The following is a 16,708-nucleotide window of genomic DNA, read 5'->3' on the forward strand; positions in this document are numbered from 1 at the left end:
ATCTCCAATCAAAAACTGAATCAATATAGCGAGTAATAAATTTCACAATCTGGAATTTATTACTCGCTATTAGACATCTTAGATAAGCTCTTTATCAATAAAAGAGCTATGCAAAAAGTCTCTTATTCTAAGCACATATTTTTAATGCATTGGTACTTTCTCTAAATCTTCTTGTTTTGCACCTAATTCAGATCTCACGACTTGTTGTTCAAAACCAGCTCTATCAATTGCAGCACGTTCGCTACGATCCATTAAAGATACCGTACAACTCACAATAAATGCCAAAGGCATAGAGAATAATGCAGGATTATCATAAGGGAAAATAGCCGTTTCAAAACCAAAGACGCCTATCCATACCGTTGGTGATAAAACAACAAGAAGTACCGCTGAAATAATTCCAACATAGCCACCCCAAACAGCACCCTTGGTGGTTAGATCTTTCCAATACATCGATAAAAACAGGGCAGGGAAATTAGCAGAAGCGGCTATTCCAAAAGTTAATCCCATTAAAAATGTAATATTCATTTTTTCAAATAAAATACCACAGGAAATTGCTACGATTCCAAGCCCAACAACTGCAAATCGTGACACCAACATTTCTTGTTTATCGGTCGCCTTACCTTTTTTAATAACTTTTTGAAATAAGTCATGTGCAATAGCAGAAGCACCTGCCAAAGTTAAACCTGCAACAACGGCTAAAATAGTTGCAAAAGCCACAGCCGATAAAAAACCTAATAATATATTTCCACCTAGTGCACCTGCTAAGTGAATCGCAACCATATTTGAACCACCAATAAGATCTCCACCGAGGTTGCCGCCAACATAGAAATTAGGATTCGTTCCGATGATTGAAATTGCTGCAAAACCAAATACAACGACAATAATAAAGAAATATCCAATATAACCTGAAGCATAAAAAACTGAACGGCGTGCATCTGCTGCATTTGGTACAGTAAAGAAGCGCATTAAGATATGAGGTAAACCCGCCAAACCAAAAATTAAGCCAATTGATGTCGATAAAGCATTAATGGGATTCGACAACATAGAACCAGGTTCAAGTACTTTTTGCCCTAAATGATGATTTTTTGCTGCGGATACCAATAAATTACCGAGGTTAAAACCAAAATATCTTAATGATAAAATGAGTAATACTGTTCCACCAAATAATAATAAAATAGCTTTCACAATTTGGATCCATGTTGTTGCCAACATTCCCCCAAACATGACATAAACCAACATTAGACAACCGACAAGCATCACTGCAACTTTATAATCAATACCAAATAAAAGCTTGACCAATTGCCCTGCACCAACCATTTGCAGCAGTAAATAACAACACACCACAATAAGTGAACCGCAAGTTGCAAGAATACGCGTTTGTACAGGTTCAAGCCGATACGATACAATATCTGCAAACGTAAACTTACCTAAATTTCGCAGACGCTCTGCCATCAAAAAAGTCAAAATAGGCCAACAAACAAAAAATCCTGCAATATAAATAAATCCATCATAACCTTTAAAGAAAACCATACTCGAAGCACCAAGCAAAGTGGATGCAGACATATAGTCCCCTGCAATTGCCAATCCATTTTGCTTAGCAGAAATTGAGTTTCCAGCCGTATAAAAATCTTCTTTTGAGTGTGTTCTTCTCGCAGCTCTCCAAGTAATAAATAGGGTAATTAAAACAACCACACTAAACATTGCAATTGCTGTCCAATTCATTGCAGTACCATTTTGCGCAGCATAACTTTGACCGCTAAAGAGTAAAAAACTCAATGCTAAAAAGGACTTATTCATAATGATGCTCCTTTTTAATTTTTTCTTTTAATTGATCAAAATGGCGGTTAGTCACATAGATATATACACCTGTGATGAGCCAACTTACGATAATCACCAAAGCGGCTATCGGCATGCCGATGGTGATTGCACTATTACCCACGGTCTGAGCAAGTAACTGCGGATTGAAACTTGCAATACCAATAAAAATAAAATAAATCACCAAGACTAGAATACTTAAGATGAGTGCAAATCGATTTCTAGCACGAACCATCGTCCTAAAATTTAAATCACCCATAATGGTTGCTTCTGCTTTTCTATCCATTTTGAAGTCCTTTTTCTATAATTTTATGTGTATCTAATTGCTGAAATAATTTTGATATTGTTCTCGCAATTGTTTCTTACTTATTTTCCCTGTAGGTGTATGTGGTATTTCCTTCACTATCATCGTTGCAGATGGCAACGCCCACTTATGTAAATGATCTGATAAATAATCGGTCATTTCTTCATGACTCACGATTTGATTATCTTTGGCAACTAAGACAAGTAATGGACGCTCACCCCATTTGGGATGAGCAATTGCAATCACCGCAGCTTCTTGTACTTTTTGATTCCCCATCGCAGCATTTTCAACTTCAACACTACTGATCCACTCACCACCAGACTTAATCATGTCTTTCGCACGGTCTGTGATATGCATATAACCCTTTGAATCAATTGTTGCGATATCTCCAGTATCTAACCATTGATTTTGAGTCTGCTTATCTTCTATTGGTGTATTAATATATTGCTGAACTACGGTATGACCTCTGATCTCCAATACACCTTCACGAATACCATCATGTTCAACCAAAGAACCATCATGATGGCGTAATTGCATTTGCATCCCAAAAACTGGACGGCCACATTTAATAGATTGCTCATCAAAATTTTCTTGAATTAACTGAGTTTGATTAATGGCACCTAAAGAACTCGTTTCAGTCATTCCCCAACCATTTTCAAGTTGAATTCCAAGTTCTTGCATACTTTTTATGAGAGATAAAGCAGCAGAAGAACCACCTGAAATCGCACGTTTTAATTTAAGTTGAATATTTGGATTCTGTTGTAAATAATCTTTGATTGATGTCCAAATGGTTGGTACAGCCATAGAAATATCAACATCCTGTGATTGCATTAAAGCCACCATTTTGTCTGCTTGCCCTACAAACTGATTGGGCCAAACCAATTTCGCCCCACAGAGCATGGCATTGAATGGCATATCCCATGCGCTGATATGGTATAACGGCACCATTGGCATCATCACACTTGCCGAATGCAAACCAACCACTTCAACCATACTCATAATCAGTGCATGTAAGACTGTACTACGGTGTGAATACAGCACACCTTTAGGCTGCCCTGTCGTTCCTGATGTATAGCAAAGTCCACTTGCTTGTTGCTCTGGAATGTCTTGCCAATCATAAGTATCGGGTTGTACTTGAATCAGTTCTTCATAAAACTGAAAAGAAAATGTTGCCTTAAGCTCAGGTTGAATATCTCCTAAAATAATAAAGTGTTTTACGAATGCTGAAATTTCATCATAAAAACTTTCTACTAATACAATATTCTCAGGTTCGATGAGCAAGACTTCATTACGCGCATCACAAATAATCTGCTTAATTTGTTCAGGCAGTAACTTCGGATTAATCGTGTGATAAATACGCCCTGAACATGGAATTGAATAATGTAATTCCATGTGTTGATAAGTATTCCAAGCCAGCGTCCCTACTTTGGCAAATTGTTCAACATGCAGTACATCAAGTACATGTGCAAACTGTGAAACACGCTTAAAGGCTTGTTTATAGGTATATTGATGTAAGCTTTGACCATCTGATTTAAATGATACAATTTTTTGATCTGCATGCAGCATCAAGGCATGTCGCATAATGGAAGTAATATTTAAATTACAGTTCATCATAAATCCATTCATGATTATTCTATCCTTACACAATTTCATTTTTGAGTTATCATGTAAGCTGTGCAACTATAGTGCCAATATTTTTATTGTTATATTTCAGCATGATATAAATAAAAATCCTATTCCAAAACTGAAACCAATTTCAACTTTGAAATAGGATTTAAAGCTTTAGAATAGATTAGACTTTAAGCAATTTCATCTTGCGCCATAAAGTCGTACGACTAATATTCAAATTCTGCGCTGCAATATCTAAATTTCCATCTGCTGCTTGTATTGTCTGCTCAATCAGTTGCAATTCTTGATTTATTTTGAGCACTTTTAATGGACTTAATTGTTCAATAGAGGTCATCGTTTGGAAAAGTTCAGGAATTTGCATTTCAATAAACGATTGATTGAATATGTTATTTTCAAGCTGATACATCACGGCAATGCGCTCAATAATATTTTCAAGTTCACGAATATTACCCGGCCAATAATATTTTTCTAATGCTTTGATTAGATAGTCAGGTAAATTTTTGACTTGAATTTGATGCTTGGCTAGAAAAGATTCAGCCAATAGTAAAATATCAACACGGCGTTGTTTTAATGCGGGAACAAAAACCCGAAGAATGTTTAAACGATAATATAAATCTGCTCTAAATTGACCTGCTTTAACTTGCTCTTCTAAATCACAATGCGTTGCAGCTAACACTCGAATATTTACATGGTGGCTCACGATTGAACCTAAACGATTAATTTGTCTTTCTTGTAAAACACGTAAGAAACGTGTTTGTAAATGTAAGGGCATATCGCCAATTTCATCTAGAAACAAAGTACCATTATGTGCAGCTTCAATAAGACCCACTTTTCCATTTTTCTTCGCACCTGTAAATGCACCTTCCTCATAACCAAACAACTCACTTTCTAAAATGCTTTCTGGAAATGAAGCACAGTTAATTGCAACAAAAGGTGCTTTGGCTCTAGAGCTATAATGATGAATACTTTGAGCAATTAGTTCTTTACCTGTACCACTCTCACCTGTAATTAAGATTGTTGTCTCAGTTTTTGCATATTGCTTCGCAAGCTCAATACTTTGCTTTAAATGCGGATCTTGCGTAACTAAATCTGAAAAGTTATAGCGTGTATTAAATTTTCGAGATGCAACCTTTCGAAATTCACTACTCACTTGTTCAAATGCATCTAAATCTTGAGCACTCAGAATAAAACCATCAATATGATCATTCTTCATTTTGGCTAAATGAATGGCAAGTTTACGCGAACCCAATGATAAAACCTGATGACTATTCTCTAAATTTAAATCTAGGTGCTTAAATAGGGTATGAACAGGTTTATTTAATATTTGAGTAATGTTTAATCCCAGTAAAGCAATCATCGATTGATTGGCGAAACTAATATTTCCATGTACAGAGATAAAACAAATACCATCATTTAAATGATTAAAAATATCGGTGAGCTTTTGATTATGATGCTTTTCTTGTTGAATTTTCTCCAAACGTTGCAATGCGCTCAGTAAATGATCTTGCAAAGAGTTCTGACTAATTGCCAATTGCCCTGCCATTTGCATACTTAAAGCAAGCTCAACTGCAACGGGAGAACCAATCACTGCATCAAATTTTTGCAGTTTAATCTGTTCCACTGTTTTTTTTGCGGATAAATAAGAGTCATAACTAAACTGCTGAATATCGAGTGCAAATACATCTGAGTATTGGGTTAAATTGACACTGGTGGCATTACCTAATAAAGCAATTTTTTGATGTTTTTTTAGGTTTGAAATTGCTTGAATAACATCAAAAGCACCAGTACGAATAGGATGTAATTCAATCGCCAATTTCATCTGTAAATAGTGCGCTGTTGCACCTGTGCACAATAAAATTTCACTGCCGTTTTGTACCAGTTTTTGAGCAACGTCAAGTACATCCGAAATATGACATTCAACATAACCTATTTTATCGGAATTCAATTGCTCTAACGTCTGCTCGGCAAGTTCCCGAAAGCCATTAATACCCGGTGTTTTAATATAGCTGACCAGAATATTAATCGGCTTTTGGTTCAACATTTAATAATCATCCTATGAAATTGATGCGCAACTGTGCCCACAGTCAACTTTAATTTCGACACCAGTCATTCCTTTACCTGCTTCTGATGCTAACAGTAGTAATGCTCCATTTAAATCGGAAAATTCAACAAATCTTCGCATGGGCACTTTTTTCAAAATAGCTTGTCCTGCATCGCTTGTTAAATAATCTTCATTAATTTCTGTGACCATGTACCCTGGTGCAATTGCATTCACTTTAATATTAAACCGTGCAAGTTCAACAGCCATCACTTCTGTTAAATGTTTTAATCCTGCTTTCGATGCACAATAAGGCGATACACCTAAATTAATAGATTCCGACAATATAGAGGTAATATTAATAATTGACCCCACAGTTTGATGTGCAATCATATGTTGAACCACTTCCTGAGTACACATCCATGGTGCTTTTAAATTAGTATTGAGTACAACGTCCCAATCCTCATCCTTATAATCTAGAAAGCGCTGGCTCCCACTTACGCCTGCATTGTTGACTAAAACATCAATCGCAACGTTTAAACGTTCCAAATCTTTCAACATATTTTTTACAGCGTTTCGATCATTAATATCTAAAACATAAATATATGTTTTTACATTATATTGTTGCTGAATTTTCTCTTGAAGTTGCTCTAATCGATCTTTTCGTCGTGCACAAATCACCACATTGGCACCTTGTGATGCATACAATTCTGCAATGTGTTGTCCAAGTCCACTAGAAGCACCTGTAACGATGATATTTTTTCCTTTTAAATCAAATAATTTCATTTATATACCTTCTATCCTTGTTCTGATTTTGATGCTTTTAAAATTCAATGATTTTTTTGATTAAGAAGCTTTTTAGAAATACTCATGCGATGCACTTCATTTGCACCATCATAAATTCGGAAACCACGGGCATCTTGGAAAATTTTGCAAACTAAACTTTCATCCGTCATCGCCTGCCCACCGAGTACTTGCACGCTTCGATCAATGATTTTCCAAATATTTTCAGAGCTGATGACTTTAACAAGACTCGATTCATAATTGCCTTTTTCATTGGCATCTAAAACTTGCGCACAATAATGCACAGCAAGACGCGTGGTAAGAATATCCATTTCATTGTCTGCCAGCATAAACCCAACCCCTTGATGATCTCCTAAGCGTTTCCCAAAAGATTGGCGCTCTCGTGCATATTGAGTTGCAATATCATGTGCACGACGTGCTTGTCCAAGCCAACGCATACAATGCGTCAATCTTGCAGGGGCAAGACGTACTTGTGCATATTGAAAACCTTTGCCGATTTCTCCCAACACATTTTCTTTAGGCACTCTTAAATTTTCAAACCGCAATATGCCGTGACCACCAGAAAAACAAGAATCCATTGCATTCATATTCTTTTCAAGGATAAAACCATCAACATGAGTATCACTTAAAAACATAGATGCAGAACCATCTTCCATTTTTGCCATGATAATGGCGAAACCTGCACCATCAGCACCTGTAATTAACCATTTACGCCCATTAATAATATAGTCATCACCCTCTTGCACGGCTGTAGTTACGAGCATTGAAGGATCAGAACCTGCTCCAGGCGCGGGTTCAGTCATTGCAAAACAAGAGCGAATTTCACCATTTACCAAAGGCTTTAACCAACGCTGTTTTTGCATTTCACTGGCAACGATGTCCATTAAATGAATATTACCTTCATCAGGTGCGTGAATATTCATTGCAATTGGACCCAACGGAGAATATCCAGCTTCTTCAAATGCCACAGCTTTCTGTAGATGTGACCAAGCTTTGCCACCCATTTCGATACTGGCATGTGATGTCAGTAAATCATACTGACGCGCTTGCTCAATCAGTTCCGCACGTAATTCCGCACTTGGTCCATGACTGTCCTGACGTGGGTCTTTCTCGTAAGGAATAATAATGTTTTGAATAAAGTTACGTACTTTCTGTTGTAGATCAATGAGATCCTGACTTAATGTTTTCATAGTACTTCTCACTTAAATCCATTTGTTTTGACATACATGTGATACACATCATCTAAAGCATTGTGTGTTTCATTTATTTTTAAAATATTATGTGCGGTAAAGTTCTGGAGCAGAATTCGAGCTTCAATCACTTGATCATTTTCAATAAAAAAATCAATGATATTCAAACACCCATAATTCTGTTCTTGCACCTGAACATCATCATTTTTTCGACCATATGCCCAATTTAAAAGAACACGATTTACGGCATCATGTGATGAAACTAAAATATGCTGATGCTTGAGCGCTACTTGTTGAAGAAGCATCTTCTCCATCCATGAAACTACACGTTGCTCAAAAGCCTGCCAGCTTTCTCCTTGTAGAAAATTCCCAAGTGAATATTGACGATGGCAATATGCTTTTTTAATAACTATTTCAGCATTTTCGGCATCAATATCTTTTAAACGCCCTGATTTTATTTCACAGATTTCATCAAAAGATTCAATCTGTTGCTTCGTTTGCAACTTAGCCAATATTTCCGCTGTTTGAATTGAACGTGGCATTGTTGATGAAAAAACACCATCCATGTTGATACTTGTTAACTGCTCAGCAAGCAATCCTATCTGCTCTTCGCCCATTTTTGATAAAGGCGCATATTTAGGATTAATCGGTTGTTGATCATCATTAAAATACTGAACATGTCCATGTCTGACTAAATAAATTCGAATACGTTCTGACATAGCACATCATCCTGTTTGCGTAATTTTTAAATCAAGTTGATTCAACTGTTGCAATACTTCTAGTGTATTAAAATCAAAATCTGTTCGTATTTCTGCACAGAGTTGTTGCATACTTTGATCGAGATTTTCTACTGGAAATTTAAAATAGTTTTTAAGTAACTCAAGTTTTTCTTGCTCTTGAGACTGCGCTTGAACCATATATTTTTCAATAATACTTATGCTCTTTAACAGCATTAAAACATCGTATTTTGCCTCTGGATATTTTGCCAACAACTCATGTTTCAAGGTGGATTGACTGGCATGAATCAGCTCTAATATTTTTTGTTGATTCATTCTTTGTCTCCTAAAATATCCAGAATATTTTTTTCAAGTTGCGGTAGCATAAATTCAGTTAAAGCTAATTCGAGTGATGGCAAATCATTATTGACATTACGATTGGATTGTTGCATCGCAATAATTGCCCAACGTACATGTGATAAAACATGCCAAAACTTCAATTCAAATTCTGGAATATAAACATCAGAGATTTGAGCATATGCCTGCATTAAATCTTTATACGCACCAATTCCACCTGCAATATTCTGATTTTGACCAAAGCGCCAACATTTGGCTGTAAACCAACCAATATCTTCTCTGCGATCTCCCCAATGAGTAAACTCCCAGTCTAAAATCCCTGATACATGATCCTGATCAATCATGATATTTCCAGTGCGAAAATCACCGTGAATTAGGACAAGATCATCAATTTCAGGTTGATTGTGTTGCATCCAACTTAAAGCGAACTCAAGCACAGGGCGATGGCGTTTTAATTTATCAAGCTGTAACAAGGAATCATCGATAAGATTCTGTAAATAATGTTCTTTTGATGGTTTTTGAATAATTTTTTCAAGTTGAGGGTCAGACTCAATCTTATGAATATTTGCCAACTGCTGACCAATATCTTGCAAAATTTTAGTTTGCAATTCGGCATTGTTTAGACGCACAAGTTTGTGCCCTTCTGCAATCCCAGTAATTTTATCCATAATGAAAAAATCACTATTTAAAAAATTATCTTTTTTTGCAAAAAAAAGCGGTTGAGGAACATGTATATTGAGTTCATACAGACGATCTAATAATTCATATTCTTGTTGACGATCTGAACTTGCTTCTACAACGGTTGCAGCATTCTTACGCAATACAATTTCACATTTTGAATCGTTACTTTGACCTGAAATCGCCCAATTTTCTTGAATTGCGCCGCCACTTAATTTTTTAATATGAAGATCAGAAGCTGGATTGAAATTTAAATGATCAACCAATAACTTTTTTAAATCTTGCTGTTGTACGCTATCCATAAACAAATCTCCTTTAATGCAAATATTGCAAAGAGCATGCCATTTAACTTTATTAATTAAATTCAAACATTTAAACAATATCCATCTTTATCATTTTTGAAATTTCATTTCAATTTTGAAAAATTTTAATTCTTAAGTTCAAATATAATACGAATGCTTATAGAAAAATCCATAATCATCAGATCAAATATAGGATGCTTTCATTCGCCTTTCACATCAGCAAAACAGGAAGAGGAAAAGATCAAGTTTTGAAGTAGAAACAGATAAAGCGTTTTATCCCAACTCATTTATAAAAAAAAATTCGCTTTTTGACTTTTACAAGAGATCTAATCATGATGAGAATCTTTTAAATCAAGCATTTTAAACTGCTCAATCAAATGATCTAATAATAATCTTACTGATGGCAGCATACCTAAACGAGATGTATACGCCACATGAATCATACCTTTAGGTAAATGCCATTCAGGTACAAGTTCTATGACTTGCCCTGTCTTTAATTCTTCTCGAACAAAAACTTTCGGTAATGAAGCTATTCCAACACCTTTTAACAATGCGGATTTCATTGCTGAAAAATTATCTGTTTTTAAACGAGGGTGAAACTCAACCTCTTGAAAAACATCATCAGCACCGCATTGTTGAAACATCCATGTTTGTTTTGGACCTTGAAAACCAATACTCGGTAATAAAGCTAAGTCTTCTAACTTTTCTGGCTTTGGATAGTGCTTAAACAGTTCAGGTACGGCGACCAATACATGTTCCCAAGCATCCAATTCACGTACGATCAATTCACTATTTTCAAGAGGTGTATTACGCACTCGAATGGCTAAATCAATACCTTCTTCAATCAAATTAACTCGGCGGTTTGTGGCAATAAGATGGACTTGAACTTCAGAAAATTTCTGCATAAAATCTGCAATCATTTCTCCCACAGGCATTTGTATCAATGCGACAGGACAGGAAATTTTAATCAATCCAGAAGGCTCATCAGTTAATGAACTATGGATAAAACATTCCGCCGCATTCACATCTTCTAAGATTTTTTGACAATATTCATAAAACTGTTGCCCAGTTTCCGTTACTGTAAACTTACGTGTATTTCGCTGAATTAAGCGCACACCTAAACGACTTTCGAGATCTGTAATTCGTCTGGATAATTTAGACTTGGTGATGCCTAGAGTTTCACTGGCTTTGGTAAAACCCTGATATTTTACGACTTGGGCAAAAAAGTAATAATCGTTTAGATTCTGCATTCTTGTTCCATGCATAGGGTTGTCCTATTTTTAGAATTAACTGTTGTTTTTTACAGTCTGTAATACTCAATTTATACCTCAATAATAACAGTTAGCAAAAAACAAATTTGAGGAATATAAAATGAAAACCATTGAAAAAGTACATACCAGTAACCGTAGCACTTGGGTCGGTGATGGCTTCCCAACCAATTCAATGTTGCCTATGCATGAAATCAGTCCTGCAACCAGTCCACTCATTGTGATGGGCTATACTGAAAAATATGCGTTTGAACCGACATCGCACCAACGTGGTGTAGGCATGCATCCACACCGTGGTTTTGAAACAGTGACTATTGTTTATGATGGAGAATTGGAGCATCGCGATTCAAAAGGCAATCACGGTAAAATTGGCAAAAATGAAGTGCAATGGATGACCGCAGGCAGCGGCATTATGCATGCAGAGCATCATTCTGAGGCTTTTGCCAAATCTGGCGGTAACTTGGATATGATTCAACTTTGGGTGAATCTACCTAATCATACCAAAATGACTGAACCACGTTATCAGGAGCTTACTGAAACCAATATTCCTGAAGTTGATCTTGGAAAAAATGGGATTGTTCGTGTACTTTCAGGGCAATATCGTCATGAGAATCGCATCGCTAAAGGTCCAGCGAAAACATTTAGCCCAATCAATTTACTCGATGTTCGCTTAAATGCTGGCGCACAGGAAAGTTTTGACTTTAACCCGACTTGGAACAATATTGTCTTTGTTTTAAGCGGTAAAGTTAAAATTGATGGTCAAGAGTTTCATAATCTGCAAACCGTGTATTTAACTCATGACGTATCTGTTTTAGATATTGAATGTAGTGAAGACGCGAAACTACTGATCATGAGTGGTGAACCCATTAATGAGCCAATTGTTGCACATGGTCCATTTGTGATGAACACTGAAGCTGAAATTCAGCAAGCATTTGTTGATTTTCAAAATGGTCATTTTGCTTAAATATTCAGATTGTAGAATGAAAAATAAAAACCCATCGAAAGATGGGTTTTTTTATGTCAATCAGAAAGTAGGAATTTATTTCTGACAAGACAATAAATATAAATCATGAACACCCATACTGTCATCAAAATTCTGAGCAGATTGATCTTGTTTAATTTGCGCAGTGAATGTCGATGGAGCAGATTTTAAAATATCCGTTAATTCTTTTTCATCTTCAAAAATCATCGGAATATCCGTTTTTTGCTTACAGTTGAAAAAATAGCCCATATAAAAATACTTACCTGGATTCATATCACTCGGCTGACGAACCACAGTTGCAACTGTTCCATCGGCACGTTTTGCGACAACTGCATAACTTTCATTCTCATGATTAAAAACAAAATCGTCTTGATCTTGAATTGGTTTCAAGGCAATACCATTATTTTGGAAAACCTGTGTAGGACTCATGATAATGTCAAAACTACCGATTTTTTCTACAGCCGCCAATGCTGTAACAGAGATCAAAATAGATAAACTCAATAGTGCTATTTTCAGCATTTTAGTTTTTAAAATTAATTTCATTGTTCGTTATTTCACTCTTATTTATTAGGTTTAATTATCTCGAATACTCAAACAAAATTTAATGAGTATTCAATATCTGTATTGTATAAAGTTTAGTGTATTTTATCCAACACCCCATCATCCAAGATTGGGCATTGATTAAATTCAGCAAAGCGTTGTAACTCACTTTTCAATAAGGATAAAAATAAATCTCGATCCAGTATTTGATCTTCAATATGTACACTTAACACTTGTAATCTTTTCTCAGCACGATGTGCCTTACAATCTATTCTACCCACAAGCCGATCAGTATATAAAATCGGTAAGCAAAAATAACCAAATACTCGTTTGGATGGTGTGACATAACATTCCATTCGATAATCAAATTCAAACAGTGAACTCAAACGATCGCGGTGAATCACCAAATTATCAAACGGCGAAAGAATCTTCACCGTAGCTTCAAGCTTTGGAAGCTGCTCTAATGCTGTAATATCGGCATATATAATGTCTCCATCCGCAGTATTAAATTGCTGAATAATTCCCATATCTAACTGTACATCAACCACTTTACGCATCGCATCACGCATGTGTTGTCCTGTTTTTAAATGCAACAATTGCTTCCATGTAAATGCACCATGTGCCCTAAGCGTGGTATGAAATAAATATTCTGCATATTCATTCAATGTTGGCACTGTTAAATCAATATTATTCGGTAAACAATTTTCTGTGAGATCAAAGGCTTTTTCCATGCCATTGCGCTCACAAATCATCACATCACCCTGCATGAATAATTGATTTACAGCACGACGCCCTGCACTTGAATTCCACCAACCTCCCGAGCTTGCTTTATTTTTTTTATCAATATCTCTTAAACGTATTTTTCCTTCGGCTTTTATTTTCGCCAAAATTTCATTCATCAAATGTTGATCGCCATTTTTAAAGTAACGATGTTCACCTTTTCGAATCGCTTCTATCTGTGGCAAAGCATAACGATAATCCTGCATCGGCAGATAAGATGCAGCATGATACCAATATTCAAAAATCTGCTTTTCTCGAACTAAATGATTTAAATGCTCTTGTTGATAATTCGGTACACGATTCCACAAGATATGATGATGTGCACGTTCTACCACAGATATGGTATCAATCTGGACATAGCCAAGATATTCAATCGCACGGCGTGTTCCAACCAAGCCCTCACCAAAAATAGCTTGCTGTCCTAGACCTTGTTTAAACAAAGCCAAATACCTTAATAATTCAGTCATTCATATATTCACTGTTATTGTTTATGTTCTTAAATAGACTTTGGGCAAACAATCCAATCTTAGTACATCATGAATACTTTCTTCATCATTCATTTATCTAACCGATAAAAAAACCCGCAAATCTTAATTTACGGGTTTCATCTTCATATCACTTTAAAGCAACTATAAATTTTAGAACAAACGGTTCATACCATTTAAAGTTGCCACACGATAGGCTTCTGCCATCGTTGGATAGTTAAAGGTTGTTTCAACAAAATACTTAATGGTATTTCTACCACCTTGCATCACAGCTTGTCCAATATGCACAATTTCAGCAGCATTATTACCAAAACAATGCACACCCAATAGCTCTAAAGTATCACGATGGAATAACAATTTAAGTTCACCAACCGTATCCCCTGTAATTTGCGCACGTGCCAAATGACGGAAAGATGCTTGACCGACTTCGTACGGAATTTTCTCTTCAGTCAACTGACTTTCAGTTTTACCAAAGAAAGAAATCTCAGGAATGGTATAAATACCTGTAGGAATATCAGTTACAGGTTTAACACCGATTTCACCACTCATATTCGAACCAGCACAGCGACCTTGGTCATAAGCAGCCGAAGCAAGCGAAGGCCAACCAATCACATCACCTGCCGCATAAATATTATCAACTTCAGTTTGATATTGTTCATTCACTGCAAGCTGACCACGGCTATTTGGCTTAATTCCAACATTTTCTAAGCCTAGACCATCAGTATTACCAGAACGTCCGTTACACCATAAAATTGCATCAGCTTTAATCTTTTTACCGCTGAGTAAATGCATCACCACGTGATCATCAAATGTTTCTAAACGATCAATTTGTTCGTTATGACGAATCAATACACCTTGTTCACGTAAGTGATATGACAAAGCATCAGCAATTTCATCATCTAAATAGCTGAGCAATTGATGTTGAGTATTAATCAAATCAACTTTATGGTCTAAACCAATGAAGATAGATGCATATTCACAACCAATTACACCCGCACCATAAATAATGATTTTATGAATTGGATAATCCAAATCTAAAATTTTGTCTGAATCAAATACACGTGAATGATTAAAATCTAAACCTTGAGGATGATATGGCCGACTACCTGTCGCAATCACCATTTGCTGAAAACTGAGCGTTTCTTTAATGCCATCATCACTAAAAATTAAAACTGTATTTTTGTCTTGGATATACGCACGACCATGAAATACATCAATATTATTCCGATCATAAAAACGTGAATGCGTGTCTACTTGTTGTTGAATTACTTTATGTGCATTGCGCAATACTTGTTTCATGGTGAATTGTTTCCAATCCCCCACTTTTTTAAACATTGGATCACGTTGATAACGAATAATACTTGAAACGGTCTGACGCAATGCTTTGCTTGGAATGGTACCCACATGGGTACAGTTCCCGCCCAATTGTTCACGTATATCCACAATTGCAACTCGCTTACCAGATTTCGCCAGCTTCATTGCCGCGCCTTCACCAGCAGGTCCTGATCCAAGTACGACTGCATCGTATTTTGCAAAGTTCCCACTAACGACTTCTTTCTTACGTGGCATTCAAAGCTCCTTAATGCTGTTTCATCTTCTGTCTATTATGACCTAATCTTCACCACTTTTCTGTATTTACCTAGCATATATTGCGTGATGACCACATTTAGTAAATGAATAGTGTTTTTACCCTATCATTTTGCAATTCCGCTATAATATAGATAAATATCCCCCGTCAAAAAACAGTGGAAAAGTTGAATATGTCAGAGAACCGTAAACCTGAACAGGGTGTGAAGTTACGTGGTGCAGAAAAAGTTGCGCGTATTCCTGTAAAAGTTATACCAACGGTTGAAACGCCTCGAAAGCCTGATTGGATTCGGGTGAAAATGGCTGCGCCTGATGAAGTTCAACGTATTAAAACAACATTACGTGCGCAAAAGCTCCATACCGTTTGTGAAGAAGCCGCTTGTCCTAACCTACCTGAATGTTTCGGTGGTGGTACAGCAACCTTTATGATCATGGGCGATATTTGTACCCGTCGTTGCCCTTTCTGTGATGTTGCACATGGTCGTCCGAATGCTTTAGATGCTGATGAACCGCGTCACATGGCTGAAACTATTTCTAATCTTGGTTTGAAATATGCAGTGATCACCTCTGTAGACCGTGATGATTTATTGGATGGTGGTGCACAGCATTTTGTCGATTGCATTAAAGAAGCGCGTGCTTTAAGCCCTAAAACACTCTTAGAAATTTTAGTGCCAGATTTCCGTGGTCGTATGGATATTGCCTTACGCATCATGACTGAATGTCCACCTGATGTGTTTAACCACAATATTGAAACCGTACCTCGTTTATATAAAGCGATGCGTCCAGGTTCAGATTATCAGCACTCTTTAACCTTATTAAAAATGTTTAAAGAATACTGTCCAGATGTTCCAACCAAATGTGGTTTGATGGTTGGATTGGGTGAAACTGAAGAAGAGGTTCTTGCTCTGCTTGATGATCTTCGTGCTCATGATGTGGATTACATTACCATTGGTCAGTATCTACAACCGTCTAAACAACATGCACCGCTTGACCGTTTTGTAACGCCTGAAGAATTTGAGCGCTACACAGCACATGGTCAAAAATTAGGTTTTAAAAATATTTGGGCAGCTCCAATGGTTCGTTCAAGTTATTTTGCAGACCGTCAATATTATGGTGAACCTGTTCCTGCTGTACGTCGTAAAGCGGATCCTGCGAAAAAAATTGCCGTTCAAACGATTGAAGCTTAAATCATAGATACAAAAAGCCCTCATTGATTGAGGGCTTTTTTAATTC

General features: G+C 36.4%; 15 protein-coding genes. 2 read left to right on the plus strand and 13 right to left on the minus strand.

The genetic code is table 11. The features are described 5' to 3' along the window. Positions 1–141: 141 nt before the first annotated feature. From actP to B9T35_RS08485, 10 genes are all read right to left on the minus strand, one after another. A complete protein-coding gene (gene actP / locus B9T35_RS08440; RefSeq protein WP_086190684.1) occupies positions 142–1,797 on the minus strand; it encodes a cation/acetate symporter ActP in 1,656 nt (551 codons plus the stop codon). Further along, the gene (locus B9T35_RS08445; RefSeq protein ID WP_086190685.1) at positions 1,790–2,101 is read right to left on the minus strand and encodes a DUF485 domain-containing protein; all 312 of its coding nucleotides are present in this window, start codon (positions 2,099–2,101) and stop codon (positions 1,790–1,792) included. The genes actP and B9T35_RS08445 overlap by 8 nt, the downstream gene beginning before the upstream one ends. Before the next feature lie 33 nt (positions 2,102–2,134). Continuing rightward, entirely contained in the window at positions 2,135–3,748 is a 1,614-nt protein-coding gene (locus B9T35_RS08450) for an AMP-binding protein (protein WP_086190859.1), read from the minus strand. Positions 3,749–3,911: 163 nt separating this feature from the next. After that, entirely contained in the window at positions 3,912–5,789 is a 1,878-nt protein-coding gene (locus tag B9T35_RS08455) for a sigma 54-interacting transcriptional regulator (RefSeq protein ID WP_086190686.1), read from the minus strand. A gap of 12 nt (positions 5,790–5,801) precedes the next feature. Beyond that, positions 5,802–6,572 (minus strand): SDR family NAD(P)-dependent oxidoreductase, encoded by a 771-nt coding sequence (locus tag B9T35_RS08460; RefSeq protein WP_086190687.1) that lies wholly within the window; start codon positions 6,570–6,572, stop codon positions 5,802–5,804. A gap of 44 nt (positions 6,573–6,616) precedes the next feature. Next, positions 6,617–7,780, minus strand: a complete 1,164-nt coding sequence (locus B9T35_RS08465) for an acyl-CoA dehydrogenase family protein (protein ID WP_086190688.1) — start codon at positions 7,778–7,780, stop codon at positions 6,617–6,619. 8 nt (positions 7,781–7,788) lie between these two features. Beyond that, positions 7,789–8,499, minus strand: coding sequence for a histidine phosphatase family protein (locus B9T35_RS08470; RefSeq protein ID WP_086190689.1), 711 nt, complete (start codon positions 8,497–8,499; stop codon positions 7,789–7,791). Positions 8,500–8,505: 6 nt separating this feature from the next. Further along, on the minus strand, positions 8,506–8,832 hold the full coding sequence (locus B9T35_RS08475) for a hypothetical protein (RefSeq protein WP_086190690.1): 327 nt from the start codon (positions 8,830–8,832) through the stop codon (positions 8,506–8,508). Then, the gene (locus tag B9T35_RS08480) at positions 8,829–9,833 is read right to left on the minus strand and encodes a phosphotransferase family protein (RefSeq protein ID WP_086190691.1); all 1,005 of its coding nucleotides are present in this window, start codon (positions 9,831–9,833) and stop codon (positions 8,829–8,831) included. The genes B9T35_RS08475 and B9T35_RS08480 overlap by 4 nt, the downstream gene beginning before the upstream one ends. 326 nt (positions 9,834–10,159) lie before the next feature. Continuing rightward, positions 10,160–11,083 carry a LysR substrate-binding domain-containing protein gene (locus B9T35_RS08485; protein WP_086190692.1) on the minus strand — a complete coding sequence of 308 codons (924 nt, stop codon included), beginning with the start codon at positions 11,081–11,083 and terminating at the stop codon, positions 10,160–10,162. Positions 11,084–11,204: 121 nt separating this feature from the next. Here B9T35_RS08485 and B9T35_RS08490 point away from each other — a divergent pair, with 121 nt between their 5' ends. Beyond that, entirely contained in the window at positions 11,205–12,065 is an 861-nt protein-coding gene (locus B9T35_RS08490) for a pirin family protein (protein WP_086190693.1), read from the plus strand. A 75-nt stretch (positions 12,066–12,140) separates the two neighbouring features. On the opposite strand, the gene B9T35_RS08495 is transcribed toward B9T35_RS08490, so the two are convergent. From B9T35_RS08495 to sthA, 3 genes are all read right to left on the minus strand, one after another. Next, positions 12,141–12,626: a hypothetical protein gene (locus B9T35_RS08495; protein WP_086190694.1), complete on the minus strand. Its 486-nt coding sequence runs from the start codon at positions 12,624–12,626 to the stop codon at positions 12,141–12,143. 92 nt (positions 12,627–12,718) lie between these two features. Next, positions 12,719–13,870, minus strand: a complete 1,152-nt coding sequence (locus tag B9T35_RS08500) for a winged helix-turn-helix domain-containing protein (protein WP_086190695.1) — start codon at positions 13,868–13,870, stop codon at positions 12,719–12,721. A gap of 171 nt (positions 13,871–14,041) precedes the next feature. Continuing rightward, positions 14,042–15,457, minus strand: coding sequence for a Si-specific NAD(P)(+) transhydrogenase (sthA, locus tag B9T35_RS08505; RefSeq protein ID WP_086190696.1), 1,416 nt, complete (start codon positions 15,455–15,457; stop codon positions 14,042–14,044). Positions 15,458–15,648: 191 nt separating this feature from the next. On the opposite strand from sthA, the gene lipA reads away from it, so the two are divergent. Then, on the plus strand, positions 15,649–16,662 hold the full coding sequence (gene lipA / locus B9T35_RS08510; protein WP_086190697.1) for a lipoyl synthase: 1,014 nt from the start codon (positions 15,649–15,651) through the stop codon (positions 16,660–16,662). Positions 16,663–16,708 lie beyond the last annotated feature (46 nt).

It is taken from the genome of Acinetobacter sp. ANC 3832 (genome assembly GCF_002135415.1).
Taxonomy (GTDB): Bacteria; Pseudomonadota; Gammaproteobacteria; order Pseudomonadales; family Moraxellaceae; genus Acinetobacter.

Excerpts from the sequence above, each read along its gene's own strand:
- actP (WP_086190684.1), bottom strand. The coding sequence starts at position 1,797 with ATGAATAAGTCCTTTTTAGCATTGAGTTTTTTACTCTTTAGCGGTCAA.
- B9T35_RS08460 (WP_086190687.1), bottom strand. The coding sequence starts at position 6,572 with ATGAAATTATTTGATTTAAAAGGAAAAAATATCATCGTTACAGGTGCT.
- B9T35_RS08465 (WP_086190688.1), bottom strand. The coding sequence starts at position 7,780 with ATGAAAACATTAAGTCAGGATCTCATTGATCTACAACAGAAAGTACGT.
- lipA (WP_086190697.1), top strand. The coding sequence starts at position 15,649 with ATGTCAGAGAACCGTAAACCTGAACAGGGTGTGAAGTTACGTGGTGCA.
- B9T35_RS08500 (WP_086190695.1), bottom strand. The coding sequence starts at position 13,870 with ATGACTGAATTATTAAGGTATTTGGCTTTGTTTAAACAAGGTCTAGGA.
- B9T35_RS08470 (WP_086190689.1), bottom strand. The coding sequence starts at position 8,499 with ATGTCAGAACGTATTCGAATTTATTTAGTCAGACATGGACATGTTCAG.
- B9T35_RS08490 (WP_086190693.1), top strand. The coding sequence starts at position 11,205 with ATGAAAACCATTGAAAAAGTACATACCAGTAACCGTAGCACTTGGGTC.
- B9T35_RS08495 (WP_086190694.1), bottom strand. The coding sequence starts at position 12,626 with ATGAAATTAATTTTAAAAACTAAAATGCTGAAAATAGCACTATTGAGT.
- B9T35_RS08485 (WP_086190692.1), bottom strand. The coding sequence starts at position 11,083 with ATGCAGAATCTAAACGATTATTACTTTTTTGCCCAAGTCGTAAAATAT.
- B9T35_RS08480 (WP_086190691.1), bottom strand. The coding sequence starts at position 9,833 with ATGGATAGCGTACAACAGCAAGATTTAAAAAAGTTATTGGTTGATCAT.
- B9T35_RS08445 (WP_086190685.1), bottom strand. The coding sequence starts at position 2,101 with ATGGATAGAAAAGCAGAAGCAACCATTATGGGTGATTTAAATTTTAGG.
- B9T35_RS08455 (WP_086190686.1), bottom strand. The coding sequence starts at position 5,789 with ATGTTGAACCAAAAGCCGATTAATATTCTGGTCAGCTATATTAAAACA.
- B9T35_RS08475 (WP_086190690.1), bottom strand. The coding sequence starts at position 8,832 with ATGAATCAACAAAAAATATTAGAGCTGATTCATGCCAGTCAATCCACC.
- sthA (WP_086190696.1), bottom strand. The coding sequence starts at position 15,457 with ATGCCACGTAAGAAAGAAGTCGTTAGTGGGAACTTTGCAAAATACGAT.